Origin of the sequence: Bacteroides sp. AF34-31BH (genome assembly GCF_003602795.1) — a bacterium.
Classification (GTDB): domain Bacteria; phylum Bacteroidota; class Bacteroidia; order Bacteroidales; family Bacteroidaceae; genus Bacteroides; species Bacteroides uniformis.
In genome coordinates, this window is record NZ_QTLV01000001.1 from 598,146 (window position 1) to 614,450 (window position 16,305).

Consider the following 16,305-nt stretch of genomic DNA (forward strand, 5'->3'; position numbering starts at 1 on the left):
CAAAGAAAAGCAACATCGGGAAGCATGTTATATAACACACTTCCTCCACCAACAAAGAATATAATGTTCTTCTGCCAATAAACTGCCCGAATTCACAAGTCATCCAACTTCTTGGACGGCTTAAATATTTCTTATAACTTTGCAGGAAAAAGAATCCCCCCCGAAAACCATGAACAAACTACTGTTAACAGCACTGCTCGTTCTATGTCCATATTTGGCAATGGGACAGTCCAACCAAAAAACAACCAGGAAAGCCCCTCTCATCGGCATTTCCTGCTCACATCCGGGCCGAAGCTCATCTACACAGATGACGTATACCGAGTCTGTAATCCAGGCAGGTGGAACACCTATACTGATTTCCATCACTACCGATAGCCTTGTCTTGACAGACATTGCCAACCGGCTGGACGGTATCATTCTGATAGGAGGAGGAGACATCCACCCTTCCTATTTCAATGAATCGCCCATCGAACAGCTGGGAGAGGTGGACTCCCTGCGTGATGTATACGACATGGCACTCATCCGCCTGGCTACCCGGCGTAACATTCCGATGTTTGGCATCTGCCGGGGAGAACAGTTAATCAATGTAGCTTTCGGTGGAACCCTTTATCAGGATATCCCTACCCAGCATCCCGACACCACTGTCTGCCACCAGCAGCAGGAACCGAGCAGTATACCAACTCATACCGTCCACCTCACTCCCGGTTCTGCCATGGCATCCATAACCGGACAGACACAACTTTTCACCAATACTCACCATCACCAGGCGGTCAAGCAAGTTGCCCCGGGATTCAGCGTAACGGGTTGGTCGTCAGACAGTATTCCCGAAGCTATAGAGTCTTCCCACGAATATCCGATATGGGGTGTGCAATTCCATCCCGAAGCTCTGGCTACGGCAGGCGACAGCATCTCTGCCAGATTCTTCTATTTTCTGGTTCAAAAGGCAGCTACCTACCGGCATGCCAAAGAGATTCATCGCCGCATCCTCTCCCTCGACACGCATACAGACACCCCACTTGATTTTGACGTTTCCTATAATATAGGTACGCGCGAAAAAACGCAGGTTTGCCTGCCCAAGATGCGAGAAGGAAAATTGGATGGACAATACCTGGCATGCTGGGTGCGTCAAGGCCCGTGCGATGAAGAGAACAGTCTGAAAGCCATTGACCGAGTGGATGAGTTGATACGCCACATCTACCGACAAGTGGAGATGAACGGGGAGCAATGTGCCATAGCCCGCACGCCCGATGATTTGTCCAGGCTCAAGACCGAAGGAAAGAAAGCCTTTTATATTGGCATCGAAAACGGATACGGCATCGGCAAGGATTTGAAGAATATCACCCGTTTCCATGATGCAGGCGTTACCTATATCACCCTTTGCCACACCCGCAACAATGACATCTGCGACAGTTCTTCGGACACGACTGCCCGTTGGAACGGCTTAAGTCCTTACGGTAGAAAAGTGGTGAAAGAAATGAACCGGCTGGGAATAATGATAGACCTTTCCCATGCAGCCGAAAGCACCTTCTGGGATGTACTGAAATATTCAAAAGCACCGGTCATAGTCTCCCACTCCTCTGCAAGCGCCATCTACAGACACGACCGCAATCTAACCGACGAACAGCTACGCGCCCTTGCCGCACATGGCGGTGTGGCTCAAGCCTGCCTGGTAGACGAGTTCCTGAACCCGGATGCCAAGAAAACCAACCTTACGGACTTCATGAAACACCTGCTGCACATGGTTGAAGTGGCAGGCATAGACCACGTGGGCATTGGCTCGGACTTCGACGGTGGAGGCGGGGTCAAAGGATGCAATGGGGACAATGATTTCATCAATATCACCGTCCGTCTGCTGGAACATGGATTTACAGAAACAGACATCGCCAAGATATGGGGTGGAAATTTCCTCCGGGTGATGAAACAAGTACAAACCAAATAGAAAAGACCGAAAAACATCACAAAAAGGAGAGATTAGAGCTATAATCTCTCCTTTTTGACACATTTACATACCCTCCATTTCTCAACTTTCGCATATCTTTGCCCAAAACATAAACGATTTATTAATTATCTAATACCGAATTCTTAAATGAAAAGGAAAATTATTTGGAGTTTTGCATTGCTGGCCTGCCTTTGCTGCCTGCCATCTGCAAAAACAAAAGCACAAACGAAAAATGCCGCAATCATACCCGGGGAAGTATGGAAAGACACCGACGGCAATCCCATCAACGCCCATGGCGGCGGCCTTCTTTACCACGAAGGGACCTACTATTGGTATGGCGAATACAAAAAAGGGGGAACCATCCTGCCCGAATGGGCTACGTGGGAATGCTACCGCACCGACGTAACCGGTGTCAGCTGCTACTCTTCAAAAGACCTGCTGAACTGGAAGTTCGAGGGTATTGTACTTCCTGCCGTGAAAGATGACGAGAAACATGACCTGCACCCCAGCAAGGTGTTGGAACGTCCCAAAGTGATTTACAACGAAAAGACAAAGAAATTCGTCATGTGGGCGCATGTGGAAAGCGCCGACTACAGTAAGGCATGTGCCGGCGTAGCGGTCAGCGATTCTCCTACCGGGACATTCACCTATGTAGGCAGCTTCCGTCCCAACGGTGCGATGAGCCGCGACCAAACAGTGTTCGTTGATGATAACGGCAAGGCATATCAGTTCTACTCGTCGGAAAACAACGCTACCTTATATATAAGCGAACTAACGGATGACTACCTGAAGCCCACTGGTCGCTATACACGCAATTTCGTAAAGCAAAGCCGCGAAGCACCCGCCGTATTCAAGTATAACGGCAAGTACTATATGCTCTCTTCCGGTTGTACCGGCTGGGATCCCAATGTTGCCGAACTGGCTGTGGCCGACTCCATCATGGGGCAATGGACTACCATCGGCAATCCGTGTACCGGTCCTGATGCAGATAAGACCTTCTATGCACAAAGCACTTACGTGCAGCAAGTATACGGAAAAGGAAATGCCTACATTGCCATGTTCGACCGCTGGAAAAAGAAAAACCTTGAGGACTCACGCTACGTATGGCTCCCGCTTGAATTCGGCAAGGACGGCACAATCGCGATACCCTGGCGCGACAGCTGGGACCCGCGTACCCAATGGGAAGGACAAGGCGACTTCTCTGCCGGCAAAGGAACATTCCTATTGAATGGCAAGCCGTTTGTCATCAAAGCCGCAGAGCTGCACTATCCACGTATCCCCAAAGCCTATTGGGACCAACGCATCAAGCTATGCAAGGCACTGGGCATGAACACCATCTGCCTTTATGTATTCTGGAACTCCCACGAGTCTCAGCCGGGAGTGTTCGACTTCACCGGACAGAATGACCTGGCGGAATTCTGCCGCCTATGCCAGCAGAACGACATGTATGTCATCCTGCGCCCGGGACCGTATGTCTGTGCCGAATGGGAAATGGGCGGACTGCCCTGGTGGTTACTCAAGAAAAAAGATATCCGCCTGCGCGAATCCGACCCCTACTTTATGGAGCGTGTAGGTATCTTCGAAAAAGCCGTTGCCGAGCAGGTAGCCGGTATGACCATACAGAACGGAGGTCCCATCATCATGGTACAAGTAGAGAACGAATACGGCTCCTACGGGGAAGACAAAGGCTACGTATCGCAAATCCGCGACATCGTACGCGCCAACTACCCCGGCGTAGCACTGTTCCAATGCGACTGGGCGTCCAACTTCACCAAGAACGGACTCCACGACCTGGTATGGACCATGAACTTCGGTACAGGAGCCAACATCGACCAACAGTTTGCACCGCTGAAGAAACTCCGTCCTGATAGCCCGCTGATGTGCTCCGAATTCTGGAGCGGCTGGTTCGACAAGTGGGGAGCCAACCACGAAACCCGTCCGGCTGCCGACATGATTGCCGGCATTGACGAGATGTTGTCCAAAGGCATCTCCTTCAGCCTCTACATGACCCACGGAGGGACCAACTGGGGACACTGGGCAGGAGCCAACTCACCCGGATTCGCCCCTGACGTAACCTCTTACGACTACGACGCCCCCATCAGCGAATCGGGACAGACCACTCCCAAATACTGGGAATTGCGAAAAGCATTGTCCAAATACATGAACGGCGAGAAGCAGGCTAAAGTTCCCGCTTTAATCAAGCCCATCCGTATTCCGTCTTTCCAATTTACAGAGATGGCTCCTTTGTTCGACAATCTTCCTGCTGCCAAGAAAGACCGCAATATCCGTACCATGGAGGAATATAACCAGGGATTCGGAAGTATTCTCTACCGCACCACACTGCCCGAGATGAAAACCCCGTCCCTGCTCACTGTGAACGATGCGCACGATTATGCCCAAGTTTTCCTGGATGGCAAATACATCGGCAAACTGGACCGCCGCAACGGTGAAAAGCAACTGGAATTCCCCGCCTGCCCCAAAGGTGCACGCCTCGACATTCTGGTAGAAGCCATGGGCCGCATCAACTTTGGACGTGCCATCAAGGACTTCAAGGGTATCACCCAAAGCGTAGAACTTACCGTAGACATCGACGGCCGTCCTTTCACCTGCAACCTGAAGGATTGGGAAGTCTATAATCTCGAAGATACATACGATTTCTATAAGAACATGAAGTTCCAGCCCATCGGCTCACTGAAAGATGAGTTAGGACAACGCATTCCGGGTTGCTACCGTGCCACCTTTAAGGTGAACAAGCCCAGCGACACATTCCTAAACTTTGAGACTTGGGGCAAGGGACTTGTCTACGTCAACGGGCACGCCATGGGACGCATTTGGGAAATCGGCCCGCAACAGACCCTCTACATCCCGGGATGCTGGTTGAAGAAAGGTGAGAATGAAGTGATTGTCTTCGACATCATCGGTCCCAAAGAAGTTAAGTCCGAAGGACTGAGCGAGCCATTACTGGACCAGTTGCTCGTCACCAAACCGCTGACGCACCGCAATGAGGGTGAAAATCTCGACTTGTCCGGTGAGCAGCCCGTCCTCTCCGGCAGCTTCAATCCCGGCAACGGTTGGCAGGAACGCAAATTCGACCAACCCGTCACCGGACGTTATGTCTGCCTGGAAGCCTTGAGTGCACAAGATGGAAAAGACCTGGCTTGCATTGCCGAAATGTATCTGCTGGATGAGAATGGGGAACGTCTGTCACGCGAACCCTGGATTGTCAATTATGCCGACAGCGAAGACGTATCCCACGTCAACTGTTCTGCGGACAAAATCTTCGACCTCCAGGAATCAACCTATTGGAGCACAACAAAAGACACTCCATACCCGCATTCTGTCGTGATTGACTTGGGTAGTACCCGCACCCTGACCGGCATACAATATCTACCCAGAATGGAAAGCGAGGTACCGGGTGGAATCAAAGACTTCAAGGTTTACGTAAAATCCAAGGCTTTCAACTATTAGGCCGGATTTACAACACTAATAGATTCTTTAGACACGGATTACATGAAAAATCATGGATAATAAATGAAGAATATCCATGATTTTTCGCGTAATCCATGCCTAACTTAAAATCAATCAAACAGATTTTCCGTACAATTCATCGTCTACCACAGCCAGCATTCCCTCCACTTGAGCCAATGCCAGCATACGGCCATGAAAAGAATAACCTGCATTGTACCCTTTATCCTCGTCGCCCAACATCATGCGACCGTGGTCCACACGCATCGGCAATCCCGGATTTTCTTTCTCAAAGATACGAATCAAATCAATGAGGTGTCCCCTTCCCTCCAGATGGGAACTTTCGATAAAGTTTCCACCCGGTATTGCCTTCGTACTGCGCAAATGCACAAAGTGGGTACGCCTGGCAAACTTCCTTGCCAGTTCACGGGTATCATTCTGTTCACCCGCACTCAATGAACCGGCGCAAAAAGTCAGGCCATTATGGGGATTGTCCACTGCACTCAGTATCCAGGCAATATCTGCCTCGTCTGTCACAATGCGCGGCAACCCCAATACCTGAAAAGGAGGGTCATCGGGGTGTACACACATATTCACCCCATATTCCTCGCATACCGGCATGATGGCAGACAAGAAATAACGCATATTCTCGCGCAGAGCCTCCCGGTCTATCCCTTTGTATAGCGCCAGCAAACGTTTGAACAGGGTTACCGGCTCCTTGTCACCTTCCTTGATGTTGCCATTTACGAATCCTTGTGTCTTTACGATAATCGTATCTACCAGCTCTGCCTTTTCAGACTCCGTAATCACCTTATCCAGTTCTGCCACCTTGTCCAGCTCTTCCGGAGAATAATCGGCTTCCGCATTCTCCCGTTCCAATATCTTCAGGTCGAAGTAGGCAAAACGGATTCTGTCGAAATAAAGAGAAGATGTCCCGTCTTCCCAGGGATGTTGTAAGTCCGTGCGAATCCAGTCAATCACCGGCATGAAGTTGTAGCATACCGTCCGGATGCCTGCCTTGCCGAGATTGGCAAGGCTTATCTTGTAGTTCTCTATCAATCGGTCACGCTCACTCCCCGCATATTTGACAGCCTCGCACACCGGCAGACTTTCTACTACAGACCAGCGCAATCCGAAGGATTCAATATAATCCCTCAAATCTTCAATGGCTTCCAACGTCCATATTTCACCGTTGGGAACTTCATGCAAAGCAGTGACAACGCCTTCCACTCCTATCTGTTGCAACATGGCAAGGGTTATCTTGTCTTTCTTGCTAAACCATCTCCAAGTCTTTTCCATTCTTTATTATTAATTTTCTTGTTTTTCAGGCGTTCAAACCACCCGTTACCTTTTTGCAAAAGTAAGAAAGAATATGAGAACTGTCCATTCTGAATGGATAGATTTGTTTGTTCGCAATGAAAACAATATCTTAGCACTTCATTACATATATTAATTACGCTTATGCAAGACATAACAAACGGACGTTGCGGCTGGTGCGGAACCGACGAGCTGTATGTGAAATACCACGATGAAGAGTGGGGAAAAACGGTAACAGACGACAAGACACTATTCGAGTTTCTTGTATTGGAAAGTGCTCAGGCGGGACTGAGCTGGATAACCATCCTCAAAAAGCGGGAAGGCTACCGCAAAGCCTTTTGCAATTTCGATGCCGCGCAAGTGGCGCAAATGACCGACGAAGACGTGGAACGGCTGATGCACTTTGACGGCATCGTGAAAAACCGTCTGAAAATCAAGTCGACCATCACCAATGCAAAGCTGTTTCTTGCCATACAGAAAGAATTCGGCAGCTTTTACAACTATACGCTATCCTTCTTCCCCAACCGGAACCCCATTATCAATCATTTTCAGTCATTGAGTGAGATTCCGGTATCATCTCCCGAATCAGATGCCATGAGCAAAGACATGAAAAAACGGGGATTCAAGTTCTTCGGCTCTACAATCTGCTATGCCCATCTGCAAGCTTCGGGGTTTATCAACGACCATCTGACGGATTGCATTTGCCGGAAAGGGTAAGATAAGGCATCCCCTCTTCATCAAACCGGACCGGAATCCAAAGATATTCCGAATACATCAGGCTCTTGGGCCGCCAAATATCGGCCATGAAAAGGTAGCGGTTACCGGGAAGCTGCAATACGTAAGTGCTTTGACCGCCGAAAGTCTTATCACTTCCCTCACCCCGACAAGGGTTGGGATGCTGTGTCCACGGTCCCCAGATGGAAGGAGCCGAGAACAGACGCGCCGCATTGGGTGCCCAACCGGTACAGCCGGAGGTTATCATCCAGTAAGTGCCGTCTTTCTTGAAGATGGCCGGCGCCTCGTTGTGTCCGGCAGGGAAGATGCGGATGTAGCGTCCCGAATGGGAAAGGTAGTCCTCCGTCAGCTCGGCTATCTGCAAAGTCAGATTGTCCTCCGAAGAATAGATATGATAGGCCTTGCCGTCATCATCCTTAAAGAGAGTCATGTCACGTGACATCTGCCCGCCTTGCCAGTCGCGTTTCACAAACATCCCCTTCTCTATGGCCTCATGCCATGCCGGTGTCCACCATTTCCGATATTTTTCATCCTCCCAAGTGGCGTTCCGTTCCTCTTCCGTCATATTCAGGGGCCATCTGCCCGGACAGACACGACCGGAAGAAACGAAGCGGTAAGGCCCTTCGGGGCGGTCACTGACAGCCACTGCAGCACGTGCTGGTCCATATCCCTTGCCTTTCAGTTCCAGATGGAACCATAAGACAAACTTACCCGTTTTTTCGTTGTATATCACTTTAGGACGCTCCATGATACATCCACGTTCTATGTCCGAACCCTCTTCCTCGGACACAGCCAGAGCCATCCCTTCGTACTTCCAGCTTTTCAAATCAGCGGATGAATAGCAGGTTATCCCGACTTGTGTGGAGAAACCTTTTGCCGGGCGGTGTTCGCCAAACCAGTAATATCTACCGTCGTAAGGCAATATGCCGCCTCCGTGGGCATTGATGTAATCTCCATCCACATCTTTCCAGTTCTCCCGCTGGAGATAGCGGTATCTCTCGCAGGCAGCCAGCAGAAAGGCGCCTACCCCGAAATTTGCCGTAGAGCCTGCACTCAGCACCTGGTCGGGAATGGCGCTTCCACCAATGGGCTGCACATATCCTACACTGCCATCGGGTTGTAAGGCTACGGTGGACAGATATTTCCAAGCCTTGTCTACCACCGGTTGATAAACTACACCGTCGAGCAGGCCGTTATTGATACCCCATTGCAATCCATAAGCGAAGAAAGCCGTACCGCTTGTTTCCGGTCCCGGAGCAAAATCATGCTGGAGCAGGCTACGGGTCCAGTATCCATCGGGATGCTGGCATTTGGCCAAAGCTCCCGCCATCGCAAGATACCTGTCGATATAAAGCTGGCGATGTTTGTCGGTTTCCGGCAAATCCTGCAACACCTTGGCAAAAGCGGCAAGTACCCAGCCGTCACCACGCGCCCAAAAGTCCTTCTTGCCGCCGAGGATGGAATGCTTGGGATAGACAAAGCTGCCGTCACGGTAGTACAACCCTGCTTCCGGGTCGTACATCACACTGTCTGCATACGAAAAGTATTCGTACAACTTTTCCAGATAAAGAGGATTTTTCGTGATTTTATACAGTTTGGTCATCACGGGCATCACCATATAAAGCCCGTCAGCCCACCACCAGTAGTCATTTTTATCAGTCCCCATCTGATACTCCATCACTTCACGGGCACGGGCTATCCTCCGGTCATCACCCCGGATGCCATACAAATCGGCATAAGTCTGGAAGCAACATTGCCAATCGCCGAAGAGCACATACTGCGGAGTCTCGCCATAACCGTATTTCCACTCCGCCTTATTGTCCGAAGCGGCTCCTTTCCAATGGTTGTATTCCGCCCAATCGGTGGAATATTTCAGATAAGGGGGGGTACCGGTCAATTCATAGACCTCCATATTGCCCGTGTGATAGGCAGCATTGTCCCAAAAAGAACGTACTTGCGGAGAGTTGTTTTCCTGCCAGTGACGGTTCACTTTGTGAATGATGCGCAGCAAGTTTTCAGCAGACTCCGTAACTCGACCGAAAAGCTGCAACGGAGTGCTCAAGATAAAAAGTAAAACAAAAAGAAATTTAACTGTCTTCATACAAAAAGGGACTATTATGTTATGCTTAAAAAATAGCCTGGTACATAAATGGGAATTTATTTCACCACAGAGGACACAGAGTTCACAGAGGATGAAGAAGAAAAGATAAAAACCTCCATGCCCTCTGTGTCCTCCGTGGTGAAATTTCAATTGTCATTTTAGTACCAACTTATTTTTTAATGATTACTATACAAGTTTATTCAAGGGCTGTTCCCGTCAATCGGATATATCTTATCGTTTTATCTTGAAGTAAGTGAGCCAGTTTATATGCCTTCTCCATTTCCTCTGAAGAAAGTTCCGTCATTCCCACATTTTCCAACCACTCAAACAGCAAGCCATAAAAGAAAGAATTGACCGGAGTATCAAAGGCTAGTTTCAGCTCGTTCTGAACATCTTTCAAATAAAAGACAGGTACGAAATAGAAATAATCATTGATGGAAGAAAAGAAGAGATTATACTTAAAGAATGAACTTCCCATTATCTTTTCAGTCAACCACGATGCACCGTCCTGGTCTGTCACAAAATAAGCAAAACCATTATTCGGGTTACAAAGGCCATGCCTTCCCGGAACTGTGATGACGTCACCCACTCCCTCTGGCTTTATATTCAGATGTACGGAAGCTTCCGAAACGAGTTCCACACAAAGGGAACCGCCCAGACGTCTGCCGATAGCCTCAAATACAGGAGTAATGGCATCGCTTACAAATTCTTCTACCGGTATCTGGCTTCCCTTCCATTCTATCGATGATAAAGAAGGATTCAAAAAGCCAAAATCCAATGATTGCCCGCCAAACTCAAAAAGAAACTTCTTTCCTGCAAGAACTGAAGAAATTATAGAATAGGTTAAATTCAAATTCAATATACCCTCTTTATAAACTCCCTTCACAACGAGTTCGTGTTCAGGTTGCTTAAACATCCCATCCAGTATAACCTCCTCCGGTGAAGCAGATGCCTCAACCTCCAAAGTTACATTATCGAATACCGGCAGCGTATTCACTGTAGCCAGATTCGGCCAAAGTGGAGGCAACGTCAATAGTATTTTATGATTCCCCTCCATCTCATCTTTAGAATGATTATCCAAAGACTTCATTGTCAAGGAGACATTCCCCAAAGCAGGCATATCTTCACCATTAAAGGTCATTTTTACTTGTTGCGGAGTATAAACTCCACAGATATCCTGAATATCAATTGAGGCAGGAGTTTCGGCGTCATTGCTGCAAGCGTCAAGAATACCCATACAAAATATACTGCATGCAATAAAAATAAAATGATTCAGTTTTTTCATGGTCATTAAAGTTAAAAAGGAAAAGAACCCACCCTTTCCGGCCAAAGAGTGGGCTCCCTACAATAGTACCTATTGAAAACGAGTGATTTATTATAAGAATTATTTATTCCGTGATATCCTCATCAGCTACTGCATCTTCCCAGTTATCCCACATCTGGATATTGGCATCATAACCGTCATAACCATAATTCTGTGCCAATTGGGCCTTGTTATTGGCGGTAATGGCATCGTTAGGAATTGGCCAGTATACATTACGCTTATCCAAAGTGAAATACAATGTGTTAGGACCGGACGTAATACCGTCAGGATTCTGATTGTAAACAGAATAACGTGTCAAACGCTGATACCAGTAACTACCACCGGTTGCATCGGTACCCGCCTGCTTGTCCCAATTATCCTTACTGTACGTGTTCCCCCATTCATCGGGTTTCCCACTCAGTGCAAGACAATACGAAATACGCTTCAACTCCATAGCACGCCATTCTTCAAGATACAATTCGCGAGCACGTTCGTTAGCTATATCACCGATATTTACAGAAGTGTAAAATTGTGAACACTTGGCACGTCTACGCACTTCGTTTACATCCGACGTAGCATCTTTACCTTGATATAATTTAGCCTCTGCACGCAGCAGGTAAGTTTCTGCCAAACGGTAGAGATACCAGTTTGCATTACTTCCGGTAGTGGCACCATTAAATTGATTAGCTCCCTGATTGGCTTCAGCTGTTGCGTCATCCAAGAAGATTTTGTAATGCGGGAAATCAAACCAGTCACGAATCAAGTTTGTACAGAGTATTTTACCCTGGTCGTCATAGAGCTGTAAGTTCTTACCATAATATTCAGACTCAGGATTATTGTACTTCAAGTCTTCCATACGTACCCAGTTACCCACTTCATGGTTGTGGCGCAAGTCTTGTGTATCTTCTACACCATTCACCACCCACATTCCATGTTGTTGGAAATCGGTAGCACCGCTGACAGTAGCGATACCACGGCCAAAAGCACGTAAAAAGTCAAGACTTTTGTCATAATTCGCATGATTGCGTGCATAATTCACAGCCCCCGCCTTTCCATCCGGAGACAACAGATAGCCATTATCACTCCACATCGGACCAAAGATACGCATAGTCAAAAAGTCTGTATGAGAATTTGCCGTATTGTTGGGCATACCCATTATCACCTCTTTATTAGCTGCAATCAGTTTGTTTTCAGGACGGTGTAAATCCCAAATCACATTGTCTGTGATTTTCCAAGTTTCCGGTTCCCCACCATCATTAAAAGTGCCGAAAGTCTCTTGCATTAAAGAATAACCCGACTGATTGATGAGGATATCAGCTTGGGCTTCAGCTTCAGCAAAACGTCCGGTAGCCAAATAACATTTAATAAGCAACTGACGGCAAGCTCCCTTATTCACCATACCAATATATTCGGTCTGAGCTTGTTCGGGTACCCATTCTACCGCTTTCTCCATATCCTGAGTAATCATTTCCAGAATAGCTTCCTTCTTGGTGGATTTATAGTTACGTTTTGGACCTTCCAGAATCTTCGTCACCAAAGGTACATCTCCAAATTGAAATACGAGGGCCAGATAACGATAGGCACGGTGAAAATAACCACGGCCTTTATATTCATTTCTCTTTTCTTCACTCAACCCTTCTACTGCATCAATGTAGCTCAAAATTGTATTGGCATATTTGATACCGGAATAATGCTGGTCCCAGAAATATTTAATTTGGTTGTCGTCACCATTGGCTATGCCACTTGTCGGTGTCAACCGGGTAGCCCAGGTTCCATAGGCTCCACCCACATTATCCGTCTTACCGTAAATGGCTACATCCGAGAACAGATATTCAGTACCAATAGGTACACGTATATTATTGGCCTCATAGTTGGTCCAGTACAAACGCAGATGGCGGTCGCACATGGCAAGTACGGACTTCAAACCGGATTCTGTTGTAAATGTTGTTTCCGGTTCATAGAAAGACAAGGGGTCAGGTTTCAAGAAATCATCTGTACAGCTTGACAGAAATGCTGCTCCCATAAGAATCAGAAAACCTTTAGAAAGCTTATTTTTGATATTATTTTTCATTGTTTCTAGTTTTTAGAAGGTTAAATTTAATCCAAATGTATAGGTACGGGTAGCCAAACCACCGGTTTCAGGGTCGGCATATTCCCAATCGGCAGCCCAAGTGGCTACATTACGTACGGTAGTATAAAGCTTTACACGGTCAATCTGCCATTTTTTCGTCAGTTTCTGAGGCAACGTATAAGCCAAAGAAATATTATCCAGACGAATGAAATTACGGTTATGGAGACGTTGTGCACCGGTCGCACCATCGGGGCCCTGCGCCTCAAGGCGTGCATAGGTATTGCTCGGGTTTTCAGGCGTCCAATAATCCTTCTTGAAAGTATTGAAGCCATATGTCATCAAAGAACCTCCATTATCATTGTTAAGATAGTAACCTTCAAGGCTCTTATGCCCCATATAAGAATAAAGGTTGAAAGAGAAATCTATATTCTTCAGAATAGTGAACTCATTACGCAAAGACCAACGGACAGGAGCATTCGTAGTACCCAAGAACTGCTTGTCGTTATCATTGTAAACCGGAGTGCGGCTACCGTCAGCATTGATTTTATCATCAGCTGTGTAATAGTTCTCGACCTTCGGATCACCCGGTTTCTGACCTACCTTGGCAGCTTCTTCCACTTCATCCGTCTGCCAGATACCCGTTACCTTATAATCCCATATCTCACCGATAGGCTTGCCGATAAACCATTTGTTACTGGTATCATCCTGCTCTTTACGACCGACCACATTACCATTCTCATCCAACACATCCTCATACTCATAATAGAGATGCTTGATTTGATTCTTATTATAAGCAAAGCCAAAAGTGGTACGCCATTCAAAGTCACTGTTACTGATATTGACAGTGTTCAGAGAGAATTCAAAACCATTGTTCTGCACTTCACCCAAATTAGTGGTCACTTCACCGAATCCGCAAAAACCGGGAAGACGTTGACTCATAATCATATCGTTGGTCTTCATGAAATAGGTTTCCAAGCTACCACTAATCCGGTCGTTCAAGAAACCGAAGTCAAGCCCGAAGTTCCAGGAAGATGTCTTTTCCCATTTCAAGTTGGCATTAGCCAAACGGTCAACACTTAGGTATTTCATATCAACATAATCCGAACCGGTATAGTAACCCATTGTACCTCCGGTACCCGAAGCCAAATTTGCCAAAGCAAGATAAGGGTCTGCTAACTGGCGGTTACCATTCTTACCCCAAGATACGCGCAACTTACCGGTACTCATAGGTTCCCATTTGAAGAACTTTTCATTGGCAAATGACCATGCTACAGAAAGTGACGGGAAAGTAGCCCACGGATTGTTGGCACCAAAAGCACAATAACCGTCGCGGCGAACGGTACCGGTGAACATATAACGGTCATCGTACGAGTAGAACAAACGTCCCAGATAAGCGGCAGCCGTTTCATGCGTGTCGTTTGTCTTGAAATTGCTGTTGTCCTTGGTTCCGTTCTGAGTATTATGGAAACCCAGTGCATCCGAAGGCAGGATATTGCGGGCTTCTATCTTGTCATTCCAATAACGGCGTTCTTCAGCCTCTTGTACCAATGTCAGTATCACATGGTGCTTTTCAGCAAAAGTATGATCCCAGGTAATAGTGTTATTCAAAGAATAATCAAAGCGTTTGCTGTGTTCACGGTCTACACCACGGCTTGTAGGGCTGCTGTCCGGCAACTCAGCCGACATAAAGTAGTAGTTATGGAAAAACTCATATCGCGGAGCTATATTAAAGTCATAGGTTATATTAAACGGCAACTTCACCTTAGCATTAAATATAGTATTCAATACCGTATAGCCTTTATCCAAATCAAGATATTGGCGATCGAATTCATAATTATAGCCGCGTTTCACTGTACTACCCATCGGATATTGTACCAAACTGCCATCTTCATTAGTATAGTCAGAATACGGACTGTTGCGCAGCATATTGGCATCCCAGTAATTGGTTCCCAGACTGACGGCAATATCCCCATCCGTGCGGTCCTGGAAATTCACATTGGCACCGATTTCCAACCAGTCAGTCACTTTACCAGACACCTTCAAGTTGGCACGCATGGCACTATAATCATTACCCTTGACAGCACCCTCATTCTTTTGATAACCGAAAGACATGTAGTAGCTCATACGTTCACTGGCACCGGATACACTGGCATTGTAGTCCTGATTGATACCGGTACGGAAAGTCTGGTCATACCAGTCATGAGTTTTTCCAGTCAAGAAGTTTCGCAGCACAGCATCCTCCAAGCCCAAGCGCTTGGCATAAATACTTAATGCCGATTCTCCTGACTCATTCTTGCTATATGCCATCCACTGCTCCTGCGTAACTCCATATCGCCCCAAATTGTCCGGATGATCGTAATAACCCGGATTAGTCTGGCCAGTCTGGTAAGCTTCGTACTTGCCGGTTGCCGGATTCACGCCGTATGTACCGACTTTATACCAATCCTCGCGGTATTGCATATACTCAGAAGCGTTGAATACATCACGGTAAGCGCTCTTAGTATTGATACCAAGTGTTGCACTGACATTAATTGTCGGCTTGCCCATCTTACCCTTCTTGGTAGTCACTACAATAACACCATTGGCACCCTTCGCACCATAGATAGCAGCAGCCGAAGCATCTTTCAATACATCTATCTGACCGATATCCTCCGGATTGATTTCTGAAAGCTCGCCATAGAATTGCATACCGTCAAGGATAATCAACGGTGTATTGTGCGTATCATTGGCAGGATTATTCTTATCAGTCACATAAACAGAACGCTGTCCACGTACCATCATCGTACCGCCTCCCTTTGCATCGGCATTGTAACCGATATTTAGTCCTGGAGTACCGCGTAATACATCCTGTACAGTCTTGGGAGCTTCATTGGCAAGCTTGTCGGGACGAATCTGCACAACAGACCCCGTAAGGTCTTTCTTACGCATTGTTCCGTAACCCACTACCACCACTTCTTCCAGCATCTCACTGTCATCTTTTAAGATTACATTCAGTGGCTTGCCTGCGACGGCCTTTACTTCTACCGTTTTATAACCGATAAAAGAGATTTCCAATGTCGCATCCGGATTCACTTTGATACTGAAATTACCGTCAATATCGGTAATAGTACCATTACTGGGATTGCCTTTTTCACGGATATTGGCACCGATAACCGGTTCACCCGTGGAATCTTTCACTACACCCGAAACGGATTGTTTCTGTTGTTGGACCATCTGCACAGCAGGGACATTTTCTTCAGCAAATGCTGCCAAAGGATGTGCTGCAATGAAACCGGTGCAGATCAATAAGGCTGTAAGTGCCTTGCGATTTCTTTTGAACGAATTAAGATTCATCGTTTTCTTTGTTATTAGATAAGTAAGGTAATTGATAATTT

The 16,305-nt window shown here is 47.0% G+C and carries 8 protein-coding genes; 3 read left to right on the forward strand and 5 right to left on the reverse strand.

Annotated elements, in window-relative coordinates; genetic code table 11:
* Nucleotides 1–169 precede the first annotated feature (169 nt).
* On the forward strand, nt 170–1,939 hold the full coding sequence (locus DWZ67_RS02670; RefSeq protein WP_009037926.1) for a gamma-glutamyl-gamma-aminobutyrate hydrolase family protein: 1,770 nt from the start codon (nt 170–172) through the stop codon (nt 1,937–1,939).
* 147 nt (nt 1,940–2,086) lie between these two features.
* A complete protein-coding gene (locus DWZ67_RS02675) occupies nt 2,087–5,407 on the forward strand; it encodes a beta-galactosidase (protein WP_117680595.1) in 3,321 nt (1,106 codons plus the stop codon).
* 114 nt (nt 5,408–5,521) lie between these two features.
* On the opposite strand, the gene uxuA is transcribed toward DWZ67_RS02675, so the two are convergent.
* Nucleotides 5,522–6,703, reverse strand: a complete 1,182-nt coding sequence (uxuA, locus tag DWZ67_RS02680; RefSeq protein WP_009037924.1) for a mannonate dehydratase — start codon at nt 6,701–6,703, stop codon at nt 5,522–5,524.
* 162 nt (nt 6,704–6,865) lie between these two features.
* On the opposite strand from uxuA, the gene DWZ67_RS02685 reads away from it, so the two are divergent.
* A complete protein-coding gene (locus tag DWZ67_RS02685) occupies nt 6,866–7,438 on the forward strand; it encodes a DNA-3-methyladenine glycosylase I (protein ID WP_118273904.1) in 573 nt (190 codons plus the stop codon).
* Here DWZ67_RS02685 and DWZ67_RS20340 read toward each other — a convergent pair.
* From DWZ67_RS20340 to DWZ67_RS02710, 4 genes are all read right to left on the reverse strand, one after another.
* Nucleotides 7,398–9,557 carry a glycoside hydrolase family 88 protein gene (locus tag DWZ67_RS20340; protein WP_243635134.1) on the reverse strand — a complete coding sequence of 720 codons (2,160 nt, stop codon included), beginning with the start codon at nt 9,555–9,557 and terminating at the stop codon, nt 7,398–7,400. The genes DWZ67_RS02685 and DWZ67_RS20340 overlap by 41 nt on opposite strands.
* Nucleotides 9,558–9,753: 196 nt before the next feature.
* Entirely contained in the window at nt 9,754–10,842 is a 1,089-nt protein-coding gene (locus DWZ67_RS02700) for a hypothetical protein (protein ID WP_120138146.1), read from the reverse strand.
* 103 nt (nt 10,843–10,945) lie between these two features.
* Nucleotides 10,946–12,931, reverse strand: a complete 1,986-nt coding sequence (locus DWZ67_RS02705; protein ID WP_120138085.1) for a RagB/SusD family nutrient uptake outer membrane protein — start codon at nt 12,929–12,931, stop codon at nt 10,946–10,948.
* Nucleotides 12,932–12,943: 12 nt separating this feature from the next.
* Entirely contained in the window at nt 12,944–16,264 is a 3,321-nt protein-coding gene (locus tag DWZ67_RS02710; protein ID WP_120138086.1) for a SusC/RagA family TonB-linked outer membrane protein, read from the reverse strand.
* Nucleotides 16,265–16,305: the final 41 nt, after the last annotated feature.

Bases quoted from the DNA above. Each gene is read 5' to 3' on its own strand.
- DWZ67_RS02675 (WP_117680595.1), top strand. From the start codon at position 2,087: ATGAAAAGGAAAATTATTTGGAGTTTTGCATTGCTGGCCTGCCTTTGC.
- DWZ67_RS02705 (WP_120138085.1), bottom strand. From the start codon at position 12,931: ATGAAAAATAATATCAAAAATAAGCTTTCTAAAGGTTTTCTGATTCTT.
- DWZ67_RS02710 (WP_120138086.1), bottom strand. From the start codon at position 16,264: ATGAATCTTAATTCGTTCAAAAGAAATCGCAAGGCACTTACAGCCTTA.
- DWZ67_RS02685 (WP_118273904.1), top strand. From the start codon at position 6,866: ATGCAAGACATAACAAACGGACGTTGCGGCTGGTGCGGAACCGACGAG.
- uxuA (WP_009037924.1), bottom strand. From the start codon at position 6,703: ATGGAAAAGACTTGGAGATGGTTTAGCAAGAAAGACAAGATAACCCTT.
- DWZ67_RS02700 (WP_120138146.1), bottom strand. From the start codon at position 10,842: ATGAAAAAACTGAATCATTTTATTTTTATTGCATGCAGTATATTTTGT.
- DWZ67_RS20340 (WP_243635134.1), bottom strand. From the start codon at position 9,557: ATGAAGACAGTTAAATTTCTTTTTGTTTTACTTTTTATCTTGAGCACT.
- DWZ67_RS02670 (WP_009037926.1), top strand. From the start codon at position 170: ATGAACAAACTACTGTTAACAGCACTGCTCGTTCTATGTCCATATTTG.